The sequence below is a fragment of the Mucilaginibacter sp. PAMC 26640 genome, assembly GCA_001596135.1.
GTDB lineage: Bacteria > Bacteroidota > Bacteroidia > Sphingobacteriales > Sphingobacteriaceae > Mucilaginibacter.
Map to the genome: position 1 here is coordinate 3,269,626 of CP014773.1, position 16,397 is coordinate 3,286,022.

General features: G+C 44.9%; 10 protein-coding genes. 6 read left to right on the forward strand and 4 right to left on the reverse strand.

Annotation, left to right across the window (positions count from 1 at the left end):
* Window positions 1–8 precede the first annotated feature (8 nt).
* The 4 genes from A0256_14210 to A0256_14225 form a co-directional block, all read right to left on the reverse strand.
* A complete protein-coding gene (locus A0256_14210; protein ID AMR32496.1) occupies window positions 9–3,389 on the reverse strand; it encodes a hypothetical protein in 3,381 nt (1,126 codons plus the stop codon).
* 91 nt (window positions 3,390–3,480) lie between these two features.
* Complete coding sequence (locus A0256_14215) at window positions 3,481–4,464, reverse strand: hypothetical protein (GenBank protein AMR32497.1); 984 nt, start codon at window positions 4,462–4,464, stop codon at window positions 3,481–3,483.
* A gap of 104 nt (window positions 4,465–4,568) precedes the next feature.
* The gene (locus A0256_14220) at window positions 4,569–5,141 is read right to left on the reverse strand and encodes a hypothetical protein (GenBank protein ID AMR32498.1); all 573 of its coding nucleotides are present in this window, start codon (window positions 5,139–5,141) and stop codon (window positions 4,569–4,571) included.
* Window positions 5,142–5,340: 199 nt separating this feature from the next.
* Entirely contained in the window at window positions 5,341–5,523 is a 183-nt protein-coding gene (locus A0256_14225) for a hypothetical protein (GenBank protein ID AMR32499.1), read from the reverse strand.
* Window positions 5,524–6,289: 766 nt separating this feature from the next.
* Between A0256_14225 and A0256_14230 the strand changes: the two genes are divergently transcribed.
* The 6 genes from A0256_14230 (at window position 6,290) to A0256_14255 (ending at window position 16,395) form a co-directional block, all read left to right on the forward strand.
* Complete coding sequence (locus A0256_14230; GenBank protein AMR32500.1) at window positions 6,290–6,529, forward strand: hypothetical protein; 240 nt, start codon at window positions 6,290–6,292, stop codon at window positions 6,527–6,529.
* 73 nt (window positions 6,530–6,602) lie between these two features.
* Window positions 6,603–10,937, forward strand: a complete 4,335-nt coding sequence (locus A0256_14235; GenBank protein ID AMR32501.1) for an acriflavine resistance protein B — start codon at window positions 6,603–6,605, stop codon at window positions 10,935–10,937.
* A gap of 38 nt (window positions 10,938–10,975) precedes the next feature.
* The gene (locus A0256_14240; GenBank protein AMR34553.1) at window positions 10,976–12,124 is read left to right on the forward strand and encodes a hypothetical protein; all 1,149 of its coding nucleotides are present in this window, start codon (window positions 10,976–10,978) and stop codon (window positions 12,122–12,124) included.
* A 7-nt stretch (window positions 12,125–12,131) separates the two neighbouring features.
* Window positions 12,132–14,189: an ATPase gene (locus A0256_14245; GenBank protein ID AMR32502.1), complete on the forward strand. Its 2,058-nt coding sequence runs from the start codon at window positions 12,132–12,134 to the stop codon at window positions 14,187–14,189.
* Between the two features lie 131 nt (window positions 14,190–14,320).
* Window positions 14,321–15,355, forward strand: coding sequence for a tRNA 2-selenouridine synthase (locus tag A0256_14250; protein ID AMR32503.1), 1,035 nt, complete (start codon window positions 14,321–14,323; stop codon window positions 15,353–15,355).
* Window positions 15,355–16,395 (forward strand): selenide, water dikinase, encoded by a 1,041-nt coding sequence (locus A0256_14255; GenBank protein AMR32504.1) that lies wholly within the window; start codon window positions 15,355–15,357, stop codon window positions 16,393–16,395. Before A0256_14250 ends, A0256_14255 begins: the two co-directional genes overlap by 1 nt.
* Window positions 16,396–16,397 lie beyond the last annotated feature (2 nt).

Here is a 16,397-nt window from a genome sequence, read left to right on the forward strand (position 1 = left end):
CAGTTGGATTAAAAGGTAAATTGGACAACGCCGACAATAGTTCTTAATGGCGGAAGGTTAAGGCCTTGAGATTCCGGGTCAAAACCAAGGTAGTTGGTTATCGTGAACATATTTTGCGCTTGCACCTGAAGCCTCAGTTTTTGCAGGCCAGCCTTTTTTAACCAGTTGCCTGTAAAATCATAGGCTACATTGATATTCTTCAACCTGATGAATGATGCATCCGTAAAAACAGCATCAGATGCCGTGTAGTTGGAATAGGCGAAATATGCATCATCATAAGTATTGGTGATCTGCGGCTGACCCGGCAGCCCGGCATTGATGTATTGTAAAATAGGTTTTGAGGCCCCGTTATACATCATACCTGGCGGATAAAACGACTGCGATAAGATCGACAGGCCTCTTTGCTTAACAAACTGGAAAAGGAAATCAAGCGTGATGTTCTTATACACCAACGTATTGGTTAGGCCACCATAATACTTAGGCTGCAGGGAGCCTGCGTAATAACGGTCGCCGCGGCCGGTTTCAGAGAAACCAAAGTTCAGGCTGGTATTCCCGTTTAGTTCAGCAAACGTTGGCAGGCCGGTTTGAGGATTGAAACCTGTGTATTGAAATACGTATGCGCTGCTAAGTGGCTTCCCTACCAGGTATCTAGAATAATAAGAGGTATTCTGTATATTGGGGAAAGACAGTAACTTGTTTTGATTGAACGATATATTGAAAGTACTGGACCACTGGAAGGCAGCGGTTTTGATGTTTTGAGAACTCAGGGTAAATTCCCATCCTTTATTTTCCACTTCTGCAGGCATATTTGCCTGGTAGCTGGTGAAGCCCGACTGGATACTAAGCGGATAAGACACTAACTGATTACCTGTGCGGTTCCTGTAAAATGCTGCGGATACAGATATTTTGTCTTTTAAAATCGATAGGTCGATTGCTGCTTCAAACTTTTTAGTTTGTTCCCACTTATAGGTTGGGTTGGCAATTCGGGTAGGCACCAGCCCGGTAGCACCGTTGTACACATAGGGTACTGAGCTGTAAGAATCCAGGAATTGATAGTCGCCAATTTGATCGCTACCAACAATGCCATAGCTGGCCCGTAATTTGCCAAAGCTGATAATTGGCAGGGCCTTCGCAAATTTCTCTTCGGTAAACACCCACGCAGCACCCGCAGAACCAAAGTTTCCATAACGGGAATCAGGCCCGAAACGGGATGACCCGTCTCTTCTGAAGTTAAGGTTAACAATGTATTTCCGCTCCCAATTGTAATTTACCCGCGCGAAAAAAGACAGGTATTTGTATTGGCTGGATGTGCTGCTGGTCGTTACATTCTGAGCCGAGCTTAAATTTTCCAGCAGATCATCCGAAGGAAAATCAGAGGCAAGTGTATAAAAAGGCGTACGCGTGCTTTGATATTGCCAGGTGCCGCCCAGCAAAGCGTTTAATTCGCCCTTTGCAATTTTTTTACTGTAGGTCAATTGCGGTTCAACAATGTAGTTGTTGCTTACATTGTAAGAAAACAAACTGCGGGACTTGTTGAAGCTTACGCCTGGGTCCATCGACGACATTGGCGTTAAGCGCTTTTGATCCATATCCGAGCGGCTGAAGCCAAAAGAACTTTTAAATGCCAGCCCATTCGCGATATGATAGGTAAGCATCATATTGCTGATAAGTGTACTGCCTTTATTAGATTGCAGCTCGTTAAGTTGGCCTAAAGGATTGCGCGGAACGCCAAACGAAACACCACTCCAGTACAAGCTGCCATCAGGATTGTACAGCGGGTAATTGGGAGGAAGGTAATACGCTGCAGAAGTTTGATCGAGCACCGTAATGTTATTTTCGTCGCTACTGTAAATAGTAGATAAATTGACTTCAAATTTTTGATTGGAAGATTTATGCCCGAGATTGAAATTCAGGGAACTACGCTTATAACCCTGGTCGCCAATAAAAACGTTTCCCTCACGGTGATGGGTGCCGCTGATACGGAAATTCGTATTCGCATCACCGCCGCTCAAAGCAAGATTGGCATCTGTAGTGTTCGCCGTATTACCGATCAGGAGTTTCTGAAAATTGGTATAGGCTTTTTGATCCCAAAGCGTTAAATCCAAAGCGGCATCATCAAGCGGATCAATGCCTGTATTTTGATAGGCCTTCTGCCTGATCGCAAGATACTCGGGCGTAGACAGCGTTTGCACATAATGATTAACTTTTGAAACGCCATGTTTGACCATTCCATCCAACTGGAGATTACCCTGCTTGCCTTTTTTGGTAGTGATGAGCACTACGCCGTTCGCACCGCGTGAACCGTAAATGGCAGTGGCATCAGCGTCCTTCAATACGGTTATATTTTCAATATCGGCAGGATTGATACTATTGAGCGGACTTGTTGGCCCGTTCGCCGCATCTATTGAAGTAATGGCATCAGCGAGGTAAGGTACACCGTCTACTATAAACAGTGGGTTGTTGCCACCAGCAATGGAGTTGGTTCCCCTGATGGTAAACTGCATGGGGCTGCCCGGCAAACCGTTCGCCTGCGTAACGTATACACCGGCCATCCGGCCTTGTATGGCCGAGGCGGGGTTAGTCGCAGGTGTATTGATCAGGTCCTTCGCTGATATTTGAACTTGTGAGCCGGTACTCGTACGCTTGGTGGACGTACCATAACCAATGACCTGAACCTCATCAAGTTTGCCGGGATCTGGCTCCAATAGGAATACCATATCCTGATCTCTTGTTGCTTTTCGTTCCGCTTTCTTGTAACCAATGAAGGTAAAGACCAAAACGGTTTCATCATTAGGGATACCGATAGCAAAATTGCCTTTGCTATCGGTTTGCACCGCGTTGGTGGCGTTACTAAGCCTGATACTTACACCGGGCATCGTTTCGCCTTTTTCATCCTTAACCACTCCCATTTGTACAAACCCGGTTTCTGAAGGCCGATTTAACGGAATTGTTTTAAGCGGGGCTATCGCGGGTCCGTTGCTTTTTAAAACAATATATTGATCGCCAATTACTTCATAATTAATTCCAAACTGATCATTCAGCCAATTCAGTATAGCAGAGAGACGCTGATCTTGAAATGATCGATTCAGTGTTATCTTTTTATCGAGCAGTTTATCATTATAAACGAATTTAATGCTGCTCTGCTTCTCGAGCTGCTTAATTCCATTTTCGAGAGATACATTATTGAATGAAATGCTGACTGTTTTGTCTGCGGTACTTTGAGCTGAAGATGTTTTTGCAATCGTGAACAGCGATACAATTAAGCAGATAGCTGCAAATGAGCTTTTGCGTAAATACCTGATATTGAATGCCCGGATACTTATTTGCATTAGATTTTTTACACGGAGAAATATGGCAATAAAGAGCCATATCAAATCTTTTTTATACATTTGATAGGTTTGATTTTTGAGAAATAAAAAAATTAGGAACCAATGGACGGGGGTGTTCGCAGCACCTCCGTTTTGTTTTTATGTATATTATTTATTCATCAAAACAGCCTCCGCCTGTTAATTGAATTTTGTTATCGTGTACTTTATAAATGGCATTAATGGAACTGCAAAGGATCTTAAGAGACTGTTCAAGTGATTGATCTGTCAGGTCTGCTGTAACTTTACATGATTTATATTCGCCGGTGTAACCTTCAAAGTGTACATCGAACTTTTGCTCGAAGCGATGCATGATCTCTTCAAATGGGGTTTTGTCAAAAGTCATGTTATATTGAGTGCCGGCTGTTACCAATGGAATAATACCTTTTATCCCTTCCATAGGTATGGCTTCAGTTTTACCGGACATCATTTTAAAAGTTTGATTTGCGGAAACAAATATTACTTTAGCCTCATTACCCGGTATTCTCCTCACCACACCAACTTTCCCCGTTAGTACGGCAAGGTCGAATTCCTGGCCGTTTGCATCAGATTTGAGATTAAAACTGGTACCTAATACCGTTGTTTCGTATTGGCCTGCTTTTACAATAAACGGATGCTTCTCATCATGCTTGATCTCAAAAAGAGCTTCGCCTATAAGCGTAACCTCTCTATGATGTTTCCCAAACACAGCAGGATAAATAAGTTTACTATTTCCTTTAACCCATACGATACTGCTATCAGGCAGAATTATTCTCTTGATGGCGCTGGTAGTGACAACGAATTGTTTTGCAGGTATATTTGATGCTGTATAAAAATACTGGTAAGTCAGCAGGGATAGTCCAAGGAACAATGTGACAGAAGCCGCTATCTTCATCCATAAAGGCAAACGTCTAATTTCTTGATGATCTAGATCTCCAAGTTCATTCCTGATCTTTTGAAATAGCAATCCTTTTACCTGTTGATCACCTTCGCCATTCATCTCGATAGATTCAGGAAGCGGTTGATTATACCAATTATTTAATTCAACCTTTTCTAATTCGGTTAAACTACCTTTTTTCCATTTCAGGCTTAAATATTTAACGCGTTCTGGAATAATCATTACTACCGATTTTGTTATCTCAATAGTATAGCCTGTTTTTTTGCGACGAACACGTACGGGAAATGAAAAGAAATTTATTTTATTTAATAATTTGCCGAAAAAGACTAAAAAAAGAAGGAATTGAGATTTTTAAGCGCAACTCGAAGCACTTTTATGGCTTTACTTATTTGAGATTCGACCGTTCTTGGGGATATATTGAGCTCTTTGGCGATTTCCTGTGTCTTAAAGCCATCGTTTCGACTCATTTTAAATACGAGGCGGCACTTTTCCGGAAGGTTGTCTATAATTTGATTAACCTGCTTTTGAAATTCTTTCATTTCAAGCGAAGAATGGGAATCATTTTCAGCTGCAAAGTCAAATATACCCGCTTCTTCAACAGATAAATTATTCTTCAGATAAGTCTGAGAAGCCACAAAGTCCAGTATTTCATAACGTAGCGCGGCGTATAGATAAGTTTTAAAAGAATATTGTAATTCAATTCTGTCCCGGCGCCGCCAAAGTTTGATAAAAAGTTCCTGAATAACTTCCTCTGCATCTTCCTGGCTTTTTAATCTACTGTAGGCCTTAGCCAACATGGGGTTCCAGTAACGATCATAAAGCACGCCAAATGCAGAAATATGCCCTGCCTTTACTAAGGCAAGCAATTCTTCATCAGAAATGGTGCTTAAATTATTCATCAGGAACTTTTAAAAACATTCACAATATAGGAAAACAAAGCATAATTTATTGGTACGGCCTTTTGTCAGAAGTGTACTTTAACTTTTGTGGTTACGCTATTAAGCAATTTAAACTGTAACTGATTTGGAAATAAACGACTATAATCGAGCCTGTTATTTACAGATTACTTTTCCTTCATTATTGCTAAACAAGCTATGTTCATATCGCGATCTCGCATGGCATCCAGTTCCCCAGTGTAATGCCATGAACATATTCGAAAATCTTATCAGGGATATCCACAAAAGCGATTAACTGGAATACGACAATCAAAAGGGTTATTAAAGTATTCCCTTTGTAAAAAAATATAAATGTGTATTCGGGCTTTGCAAAAAGTCTTGCCAAAGTTAAGGTTTCTAAATTACGGTATTGGGCTTAAATAGGAAGAACAGCGGAAGGTATGCTCCAAGTTTTACAGAGCGGATTCTGCTTCGAAAGAAGTCACGAATTTGGAACCGGGATTTGATGAATATGATTAAATATGCCGAAGCCACGTACCAAACAGCCATATTAAAAACTTTCTGCTTTAAGATTACGCCTAATTGAGCTTTGTCGTCAATGAGTTAAATGGATTTTAAAATACTTTTTTTAATCCGACTCGGATTACATCGGGTTAAATGTAAAGCCTGATTACCCAACTTCGCTGAACAAATATTCACAACTGCATTTACAGCTTTCTGCATTTGCACAAAATATATAACATGGCAAAAATAATCACCTTAGCCCAGCAGAAGGGTGGAGTTGGCGAAAGCACATTGCTGTTAAACCTTGCACTTTGTTTCAAAGATCAGTTACATGAAGCTTTGATCGACTCAGATTAAAAGGGTAGTATTTATCATATCAAGAAAGATTTTCCTGAATTGGATCTTCTGGCTCCTAAAAAGACAGGCGAGATACCGAACCTGGATTATGACCTGGTCATTGTTGATACGCCCCCCTAATATAAACTAAATTGCAAGTTTAAACTACACCCTGAGTTCGGGTAATCCATCGAATGATTAACAGATATCATTTGGAATCTTTACCTTTGATGAAAATGAAATACTTAGCTCTCATATTAAGTGTCTATATGACTTTACTGTCTCTGCTTCCCTGCCAGGACAGTGACGATATGATTGCCAATGCTACCCATGTAACTGTTCAAAGGAGCAGTTCATGTAATAAACAAGGAAGCCAGGAAAGTTGCCCGCCGTTTTGCACCTGCTCTTGCTGCTCTACCGCAAGATATGTTGCCGCCAACCAGGTAACAACCATATTCGTTAAAACTTTAGTGCCAGTTTACCCTGACTACAGCAGCCTGGCCGTTCAGGAACAACCGATCAAGATCTGGCAGCCCCCACAAATAGCTTAATACGATTTTTTACAATGTTTTTGCCCACAATTCATTTGTGAGGCCTTTTCGTATCGTATTAATTTTACATTTTATGTTAGATGCCATTATACGGTTCAGCATCCGTAATAAACTGGTGATCGGCTTTTTTACTCTTGCGCTTATTGCCTGGGGTATCTGGAGCACATCACAGATACCGGTAGATGCTTTACCCGATATTACCAATAACCAGGTGCAGGTCATTACCAAAGCACCCACTTTAGCAGCGCAGGAAGTTGAGCAATTCATTACCTACCCGGTGGAACGCTCCTTGTCCAACCTGCCGGATATTACCGAAATGCGCTCGATGTCCCGCTTTGGGCTAAGCGTGATCACTATCGTATTTAAAGAATCTGTCAACGTTTATTTCGCACGACAACTGATAGCCGAGAAACTGAACGAGGTACAGGAGCAAATACCCAAAGGAACCGGCAGGCCGGAAATGGCACCGGTAACAACTGGTTTGGGTGAGATCTACCAATATATCCTGCACCCCAAAAAGGGCAGCGAACACAAATATTCAGCGATGGATCTGCGCACGATGCAGGACTGGATCGTTACCCGCCAGTTATATGGCATTACCGGGGTAGCTGAAGTGACCGCTTTCGGAGGGGTAGCTAAACAATACGAGGTCGCGCTTGACCCGGACAAACTCAAAGCGATGGATGTTACCATTCCCGAGGTTTTTACGGCATTGCAAAAGAACAACCAAAACACCGGCGGCGCTTACATAGATAAAAAACCCAATGCCTATTTTATCCGTGGCGTAGGGCTTATGTCGGGCATCCCCGATATAGAAAATACGATCATAAAAAGGCAAGCCAATGGTGTACCCATTTTAATTAAAAACGTCGCCAAAATACAGTTAGGTTCTCCGCCACGCTACGGCGCAATGACTTACAATGGCGAAAAGGAGGTGGTGGGTGGTATTGTGCTGATGACCAAAGGTGCGAATAGCGCCGAGGTAGTAGGTTTGGTGAAAGAACGCATGAAACTGGTGCAAAAGTCTTTGCCCGGTGATGTGATCATTGAGCCATTCCTTGACCGCACCAACCTTATTAACCGGGCGATCAGTACGGTAGAACGCAACCTGATAGAAGGAGCCTTGATCGTCATCTTCGTGTTGGTGCTGTTCTTAGGCAATTGGCGTGCGGGCCTGATCGTGGCTTCGGCTATCCCTTTAGCCTTGTTATTCGCGCTTTCACTGATGAACCTGTTCGGGGTATCAGCTAACCTGATGTCATTGGGTGCAATAGATTTCGGATTGATCGTGGACGGCGCGGTAATTATCGTGGAAGCGACCATGCACCACCTGATACTCAAAAAAAATACTGGACGATTTACGCAAGCGGAAATGGACGAGGAGGTATTTCAATCTGCGTCACGTATCCGTAATAGCGCGGCCTTTGGTGAGATCATTATTTTGGTGGTATATATCCCGATCTTAACCTTGGTAGGGATTGAAGGTAAGATGTTCCGTCCAATGGCACAAACCGTAGGTTTCGCCATTTTAGGTGCGTTGCTGTTATCGCTCACCTACATCCCGATGATGTCCGCATTGTTCCTTTCCAAAGATGCCATACCAAAAAAGACATTATCTAACCGGATGATCGGATTTTTGCAACGCAAGTATGAACCGGTATTAAAAGCGGCTATCCGTTTTAAATACCTGGTTGTAGGGATTGCCATCGCCTTGCTGATCATCAGCGGTATTATCTTCTCTAAAATGGGTGGTGAATTTATCCCGCAATTGGAAGAAGGCGATTACGCCATCGAATTTGTATTGCCGCAAGGAACTTCAGTAACGCAAACAGTAGAAACCATTATGCAGGCTGAAAGGATGCTTAAAAAATACCCGGAAGTGAAAATGGTGGTAGGTAAAACTGGTAGCGCCGATGTGGCTACTGACCCTATGCCGCCTGAAGCATCCGACCTGATGGTGATCCTGAAAGATAAGTCGGAATGGCCGTCAGGCAAAGGCTTTTACGAACTGGCGGAAGATATGCGTACCACCTTGGCTGATTTGCCAGGTGTGATAGCAGAAACCAGCCAGCCGATCCAAATGCGCTTCAATGAATTGATGACCGGGGTGAAACAGGATGTTGCCGTAAAGATATTTGGGGAGAACCTGGATACGCTAAACCTGCTGGCAGCAAAAGTTGCCCAGGCCATCAAACCCATTGAAGGCGTTACCGCACCGCAGGTAGAAAGAGTTAGCGGTCTGCCACAGATCACAGTTAAATACGACCGTGCCCGGATGGCTAACTATGGTTTGAACATCGAAGACGTGAACCAAGTGATTAGCACGGCTTTTGCAGGAACCTCTACGGGTTCCATCTATGAAAATGAACGGCGGTTTGACCTCGTAGTGAGATTAGATTCGGCCCACCGTAACGCGATAGAAAATGTAAGCGACTTGTTCATCCCGACAACGGATGGTAACCAAATCCCTTTATCACAGGTAGCGACAGTGGCTTACGAAACCGGACCTGCGCAAATCAGCCGTGAGAATGCACGGCGGCGCATCGTGGTCAGCTTTAATGTGAGCGGACGGGATGTAGAAAGCGTGGTCAAAGAAGTGCAGGCTAAACTCAATATCAAAGTGCCCTTACCTACGGGCTATTATTATACCTATGGCGGGACATTCGAGAATTTGCAGCAGGCTTCGGCAAGGCTGATGATCGCCGTTCCGGCGGCATTACTGCTCATTTTTATCCTGCTTTACTTCACGTTCAAATCCTTTAAACAGGCTACACTTATCTTTACCGCTATACCCATGTCGGCGATCGGGGGTGTGTTCGCATTATTGTTAAGGGGGATGCCGTTTAGTATTTCGGCAGGTGTGGGCTTTATCGCCTTGTTTGGTGTGGCGGTGCTGAATGGTATCGTACTCATTGGCACATTCAACCAGTTAGCTAAAGATGGCGTGGATGATGTATTGCAGCGCATCCACCAGGGCACTAAAGACCGATTGCGGCCGGTGCTGATGACCGGCGCTGTAGCTTCGTTAGGTTTCCTGCCGATGGCGGTATCGTCCAGTGCGGGTGCCGAAGTGCAGAAGCCATTAGCTACGGTTGTGATTGGCGGGCTGTTGACAGCGACCCTGTTAACTTTGATCGTGCTGCCATTGCTTTATTTGATCTTTACTAAAAATACAAAACCTTTATCTGGTAAAATGAAAAAAGCTTTGATCATTCTATTGGTTTTGGGTGTTAGCATGCCATCTTTTGCGCAAATCAATCCAACCAATCGAATCACTTTAAATGGCGCTTATGAGATAGCCCTTCAAAATAACCTGCAACTGCGTTCATCGGGTTTCAAGATCGATCAGCGTAAAGAGTTGGGTAAAACAGCTTTTACCTTACCTAAAACCGGCGTTTTTGTAGAGAATGAGGATATCAACCCGGATGACCAAAAAGGGATCTTGAAGATCGGTGTGTCTCAAAGCCTGGACTGGCCGGGTTTATACAAAGCGCGGAAAGTTTTATTAGACGAACAAACCCGTTCGGCAGAATTTGCCAAACAATCACAAATTGCTGAGATCAAAAGAGATATTGCCGGAACGTACTATAACCTATGGTATTATCAGAGTAAACAGCGCCTTTGGCAGCGACTCGATAGTATATATTCTACACTGGCCAAAGCTGCCGTACTAAGGGTTAAGACAGGTGAGAATGCCGGGCTTGACAGTATCGCCGCACAGGCCAAAGCGAAAGAAACCACAGTGCAATTGCGTTTGGTCCAGCGGGATATCAATAACCAGCAGCAAGCGTTAAAACGCCTGTTAAATACGCAGTTGAACTTCTTGCCGGATAGTGCTTCTTTACAAAAAGTCCAATTGGAAGGTGCCGCGCCGGATACGGTTGCCCACCCCTTGTTGAAATTGCAGCAACAGCAGGTCAATATTGCCGGGGCAGAAGCCAAAGTAGCCGGGCAAGGCCAGATGCCGTCATTTGAAGGGCGGTTCTTTTCGCAGCGCTTGTATGGGGTGAACCCGCCGTATTCCGGCTTTTCGGTTACCGTAGGTATTCCCTTGTTTGGCCGAAGCCAATATAAGCACTCGGTCAAAGCGGCCTTACTGGAAAAAAGTTACCAGCAAAGCGTATTGACTGATCAGCAACTGGCTTTCAGTACCTCCTATAACCAGGAAAGGGAAACTTTGCAGAAGAACAGCGACCTGTTGGACTATTATACCTCCACCGGGCTGAAGCAAGCGGATGCGATCATTAAAGCGGCCAACCTCTCTTACCGTTCCGGCGAGATCGGTTTCGCCGAGTTATCGCAATTCCTGACCCAGGCCATTGACATCCAGCGTAATTACCTGGAGGTGCTGAACGAGTTTAACCAGTCGGCTATTCAATTGAACTATTACACAAATAACAGTAAATAAGATATTCCATGAAAACGCATCTAAAATACTATAGCTACTTGCTCCTTGTCTTCGTGGCGTTTTACGCTATTTCCTGCGGACAGCCGGAAAAACCAAAGGAGGCGACGAAAGAGGAAGCTGCACCCAAAGCGACAAATACCGTAAGCCTTACCGCTAACCAGATCAAAACGGCGGGTATTGAACTTGGCACGATTGAAATGAAGAACCTGGCCACCGCAATCAAAGCCAACGGCTTGTTATCGGTGCCTAATCAAAACAAGGCACTAGTTACATCTGTGACCAGCGGCACCATTCGGACATTGACCATTCAACCGGGTAACTATGTAAACAAAGGCCAGGTTATCGCCACTATTCTTAATCCTGAAATAGCACAGTTACAACAGCAATCGCAAACCACACAGGCACAGCTCAAACTGGCTGAACAGGAATATGAGCGACAAAAAGAATTGGTGGCCGGCAATGCTGCGCCACTAAAGAACCTTCAAAAAGCCGAAGCGGAATTAAACGCGTTAAAATCTTCCAAACGGTCACAGCAGATGCAACTGTCTGCATTAGGCATTAACCAGACCGCTACCAATAAAGGCCGGATCGTAACCAGCATCCCGGTACGCGCGCCCATTAGCGGTACAGTAAGCGAAGTATCGGCACAGATCGGTTCTAATGTAGATGCCTCAACGCCCATCGCGCAGATCGTGAACAACTCGCAACTGCATTTGGATCTGTTCGTATTTGAAAAGGACCTGCCTAAAGTTAAAGCCGGACAGCGTATCCATTTTACCCTGACCAATAGCGCGGGTAAGGAATACGACGCGCAGATATATTCTATCGGAACCGCCTTTGCCAGCCAGTCCAAAACTATCCCCGTACATGCCGTGGTATTAGGTGATAAGGCCGGGCTGATCGAAGGGATGAATGTTACGGCCATTATCAGTATCGGAAAAGCTGTAGTGCCGGCAGTGCCAAGTGAGGCCATCGTTAGTAACGGCGGGCAGGATTATATTTTCCGGGTACAACAACAAGATGCTAATGGGATTGTCTTTGAACGGGTGCCCTTAGCCAAAGGGGAATCGGATATTGGCTTTACCGAGATCACTCCTGTAAAGGAATTAAAGGAAGGCTCAAAGATCGTCGTAAAAAAGACCTTCTTCGTGCTGGCTAAAATGGTAAACACAGGCGAAGAAGAATAAGAAACTTATGAAAAAGCAAACTCAACATAAAGCCGTAACGGCACAAAAACAACCGGGCGTTGATATATCAGCTGCAAAAGATAAAGAGAAAAAACATGAGCATGAGGAGAACGATACTGTTCACGATCACGAGCATGGCGGCATGTTCGGTAAGAATACAGAACTGATCTTTGCTGCATTATCAGGTTTATTCCTTGCCCTGGGCTTTAGTTTATCCTTCATACATACCTTGCCTGCAATAACGACCACGATCTTGTATGGTATTGCCTATTTCTTTGGTGGATTTTACACGACCAAAGAAGCCTACGAGGCCATCAGCACCGGTAAATTCGAGATCGACTTTTTAATGCTGGTCGCAGCGGTAGGCGCTGCCTGCCTGGGTCAATGGGCAGAAGGTGCACTGCTTTTATTCCTGTTCAGCTTGGGTCACTCCCTCGAACATTATGCAATGGGTAAAGCTACTAAGTCCATAGCGGCTTTGGCAGACCTTGCGCCTAAAACCGCGATCGTACGCCGGGATGGTGAAGAAACTGAAGTGCCGATTGAAGAATTAGCATTAGGCGATACCATTATCGTTAAACCTAACAGTAAAATATCTGCTGATGGCGCGGTTGTAAAAGGTGAAAGCAGCGTAAACCAGGCACCGATCACCGGCGAAAGCGTACCGGTAGACAAATCACCGGTAGCCGACCCGAATAAAGACTACGACGATAAGGCGTTGAAACCAGAAAATAAGGTATTTGCCGGAACGATCAATGGCAGCCAGGTCCTGGAGATAAAAGTAACCAAGCTGGCAGCTGATTCAACTTTATCGCGACTGGTTAAACTGGTGAACGATACCGAAGCGCAGAAATCCCCAACACAATTATTTACCGATAAGCTGCAAAAGTATTACGTGCCGGCCGTGTTGGTATTGGTAGGCCTGTTATTGCTGGCATTCCTGGTCATTGACGAGCCATTCAGCAAAAGTTTCTACCGGGCAATGGCGGTTCTGGTCGCTGCAGGTCCTTGTGCACTGGCCATATCAACGCCAAGTGCTGTTTTAAGCGCGATTGCCAGAGCGGCAAGAAGCGGCGTATTGATCAAGGGCGGCGGCCCGTTGGAAGAACTGGGGAGCATCACTGCCATCGCATTCGATAAAACAGGAACACTTACGGAAGGCAAGCCCCAGTTAACGGGTGTTGTGGCATTAGCTAAATTATCGGAAGATGAGGTTTTAGAGATCGCCATTTCCGTTGAGAAATTGAGTGACCATCCCTTGGCAGCCGCCATAGTAAAGGGCGGCCTGGATAGATTGAAGCAAAAAGATATTCCATCGGCCAAAAACCTGCAGTCCGTTACCGGCCATGGCGTTAAAGCCACAGTAGGCAATAAAAAAATCGTTATCGGCAACCGCAGCCTGTTCAAAAAATTGGCTGATGAAGTGCATACGCAGGTAGAAAAGCTCGAAAAGGAAGGCAACACCACGATGCTCGTGGAACAGGAAGGTGAAATCATCGGTTTGATCGCCTTAATGGATGTTCCCCGCAAGGAGGCCAAAAAGACGTTAACGGAATTAAAAGATCTGGGCATAAAGCGCATGATCATGCTGACCGGCGATAACCAGCAGGTAGCCGAAGCCGTAGCCAAACAGATCGGCATTACCGATGCAATGGGCGGTTTACTGCCGGAACAAAAGGTAAAGGCCGTTCAGGACCTGATCAAAAAGGAGAAGAAAGTAGCCATGATCGGCGACGGTGTAAATGATGCGCCCGCCATGGCAAAAAGCACGGTCGGTATCGCTATGGGTGCCGCAGGTTCTGATGTGGCACTGGAAACCGCGGATATCGCGTTAATGGCCGACAGGTTAGATAATCTTCCGTTTGCTATCGGTTTAAGCCGGCAGTCCCGCAGAATCATCAAACAAAACCTGTTTGTAAGCCTGGGGATGGTGGCTATACTGATCCCTGTAACTATTTTAGGCATAACAGGTATCGGCCCGGCGGTGATAGGCCACGAGGGTTCTACGTTGTTAGTGGTTTTCAATGGCCTTCGCTTGCTTGTTTATCAAAATGGTCATAAATAATTTGCAGGCATATCGTACGTTCATTTAACACCATAGCAGGATCGGCGCTGGCATCGCACTTATCGGTACTTGCATAATTATCTACATGCCTCGCTACTAAGTAGTTTAATTACTACTGTATATTTGCCCATATGATCAAACCAATAGCGATAAGCGATTTTCTAATAATGGATATTCCTGTTCCGCTGATTGATGTACGCACACCAGCCGAGTTTGAGCATGGACACATTCCTGGTGCATCTAATCTACCTTTGTTTAGCAACGAAGAAAGGGTAAAAGTGGGTACTACCTATAAGCAGGTTGGCCGGGAGGAAGCGATTCTGTTGGGTTTTGATCTAACGGGTTCAAAATGGTCGGGGTTTATCAAGGAAGCTTTGATTATTGCACCCGATAAAAAGATAGGGGTACATTGCTGGCGCGGCGGTATGCGCAGCGGCGCGATGGCATGGGCGCTCGATTTGTACGGCTTTGAAGTTTTTCTGATACAGGGCGGCTACAAAAAATACCGTAACTGGGTACATCAGCAGTTTGAGCAGGCTTATCAGCTTCAAATTCTTGGAGGCATGACCGGTTCAGGTAAAACAAAACTATTGAAACAACTGAGCTTTACAGGGGAGCAGGTAGTTGACCTGGAAGACCTTGCACAGCACCAGGGTTCGTCTTATGGCAGTATGAATAAAATGATACAGCCTACGCAGGAGCAGTTTGAAAACAACCTGGCCGGCCGGTTAAAAGAGGTTGATAAAAAGAAAAAGTTATGGGTGGAAGATGAAAGCCTGACCATTGGTAAACGTTCCATACCCAACCCGTTCTGGCACCAGATGCGGGATGCAGCGATAATTGATATCAAGGTGGACGTACAGCGACGTGTTAATGCATTGGCTGCTGAATACGGGTCTTTAGATAAAGATTTTCTCATGGAATCTACCGAACGTATCCGCAAAAGGCTTGGCCCGGAGCAAACTAAATTTGCAATCGAAGCGATCATGGAAGGCCGCATGAAAGATTTTGTGAAGATAGTGTTAGTGTATTATGATAAAACTTACCGCACCGGTTTAAGCAAACGAGACGCTTCGAAAGTCGCATCTCTTGACCTTGAAGATACAGACGTTGCCACGCAAGCGAACCATATTTTAAATTTTATAATCAACGCTCCAGCTAAATAATGGATACGACATCAATAAAACTCACGCAATATTCTCACGGTGCAGGTTGTGGCTGTAAGATCAGCCCTGCCATTTTAGACAAAATACTGCATAGTAATATCGCCTTCGTTACCGATCCAAATTTATTGGTTGGTAATGATAAAAGAGACGACGCTGCAGTGCTAGACCTGGGTAACGGCACCGCTTTGATCTCTACTACCGACTTTTTTATGCCGATTGTTGATGATGCATATGATTTCGGGCGCATCGCTTCTGCTAATGCCATCAGCGATGTTTATGCGATGGGTGGTAAACCGGTTTTAGCCATTGCTATTTTAGGCTGGCCGATTGATAAACTTCCACCTGAAGTAGCCCAAAAAGTTTTGGAAGGTTCCCGTGCCGTCTGCGCCGAAGCGGGTATCACCTTAGCAGGTGGCCATAGCATTGATTGCCCCGAGCCTGTTTTCGGCCTGTCGGTAAACGGTATGGTCAATATCCCGCAATTGAAACAAAACTCCACTGCAACCCCCGGTTGCAAATTATATCTTACCAAAGCTTTAGGGGTTGGCATTTTGTCAACGGCTCAAAAACGAGGCGTATTGTTGCCGGAAGATGCAGCTATCGCGTTAAAGAGCATGACCACATTAAACAAACTTGGTGAAGTATTCGGCCAGATGGATGATGTAAAGGCCATGACAGATGTAACCGGCTTTGGTTTGTTGGGGCACCTTTCTGAAATGTGCGAAGGCAGCGGCTTGTCAGCAGTGATCGAATTTGATAAAGTGCCGGTGATACCGTCTTTAGCAGGTTATCTCGAACAAAAATGCTTTCCTGGTGGTACGGTGCGTAACTGGAACAGTTACGGAAGCAAGATAGGCGCTCTGACCGAAGAACAGCAATATATCCTGGCCGACCCGCAAACAAGTGGCGGCCTGCTGGTAGCCGTTGCCGAGGATGGGGCAGCGGCTTTTGAAGCAACACTACAAAGCCTTGGGCACAGTTTAGCACCTATCGGTTGGTTAAAAGTGCCGGATGACGATGCACTGATAAAGGTGATTTAGTG

What these genes read in the sequence shown, in the direction of transcription:
- A0256_14210 (AMR32496.1), bottom strand. Translation starts at nt 3,389, where the DNA reads ATGTATAAAAAAGATTTGATATGGCTCTTTATTGCCATATTTCTCCGT.
- A0256_14215 (AMR32497.1), bottom strand. Translation starts at nt 4,464, where the DNA reads ATGATTATTCCAGAACGCGTTAAATATTTAAGCCTGAAATGGAAAAAA.
- A0256_14220 (AMR32498.1), bottom strand. Translation starts at nt 5,141, where the DNA reads ATGAATAATTTAAGCACCATTTCTGATGAAGAATTGCTTGCCTTAGTA.
- A0256_14235 (AMR32501.1), top strand. Translation starts at nt 6,603, where the DNA reads ATGTTAGATGCCATTATACGGTTCAGCATCCGTAATAAACTGGTGATC.
- A0256_14250 (AMR32503.1), top strand. Translation starts at nt 14,321, where the DNA reads ATGATCAAACCAATAGCGATAAGCGATTTTCTAATAATGGATATTCCT.
- A0256_14230 (AMR32500.1), top strand. Translation starts at nt 6,290, where the DNA reads ATGATTGCCAATGCTACCCATGTAACTGTTCAAAGGAGCAGTTCATGT.
- A0256_14245 (AMR32502.1), top strand. Translation starts at nt 12,132, where the DNA reads ATGAAAAAGCAAACTCAACATAAAGCCGTAACGGCACAAAAACAACCG.
- A0256_14255 (AMR32504.1), top strand. Translation starts at nt 15,355, where the DNA reads ATGGATACGACATCAATAAAACTCACGCAATATTCTCACGGTGCAGGT.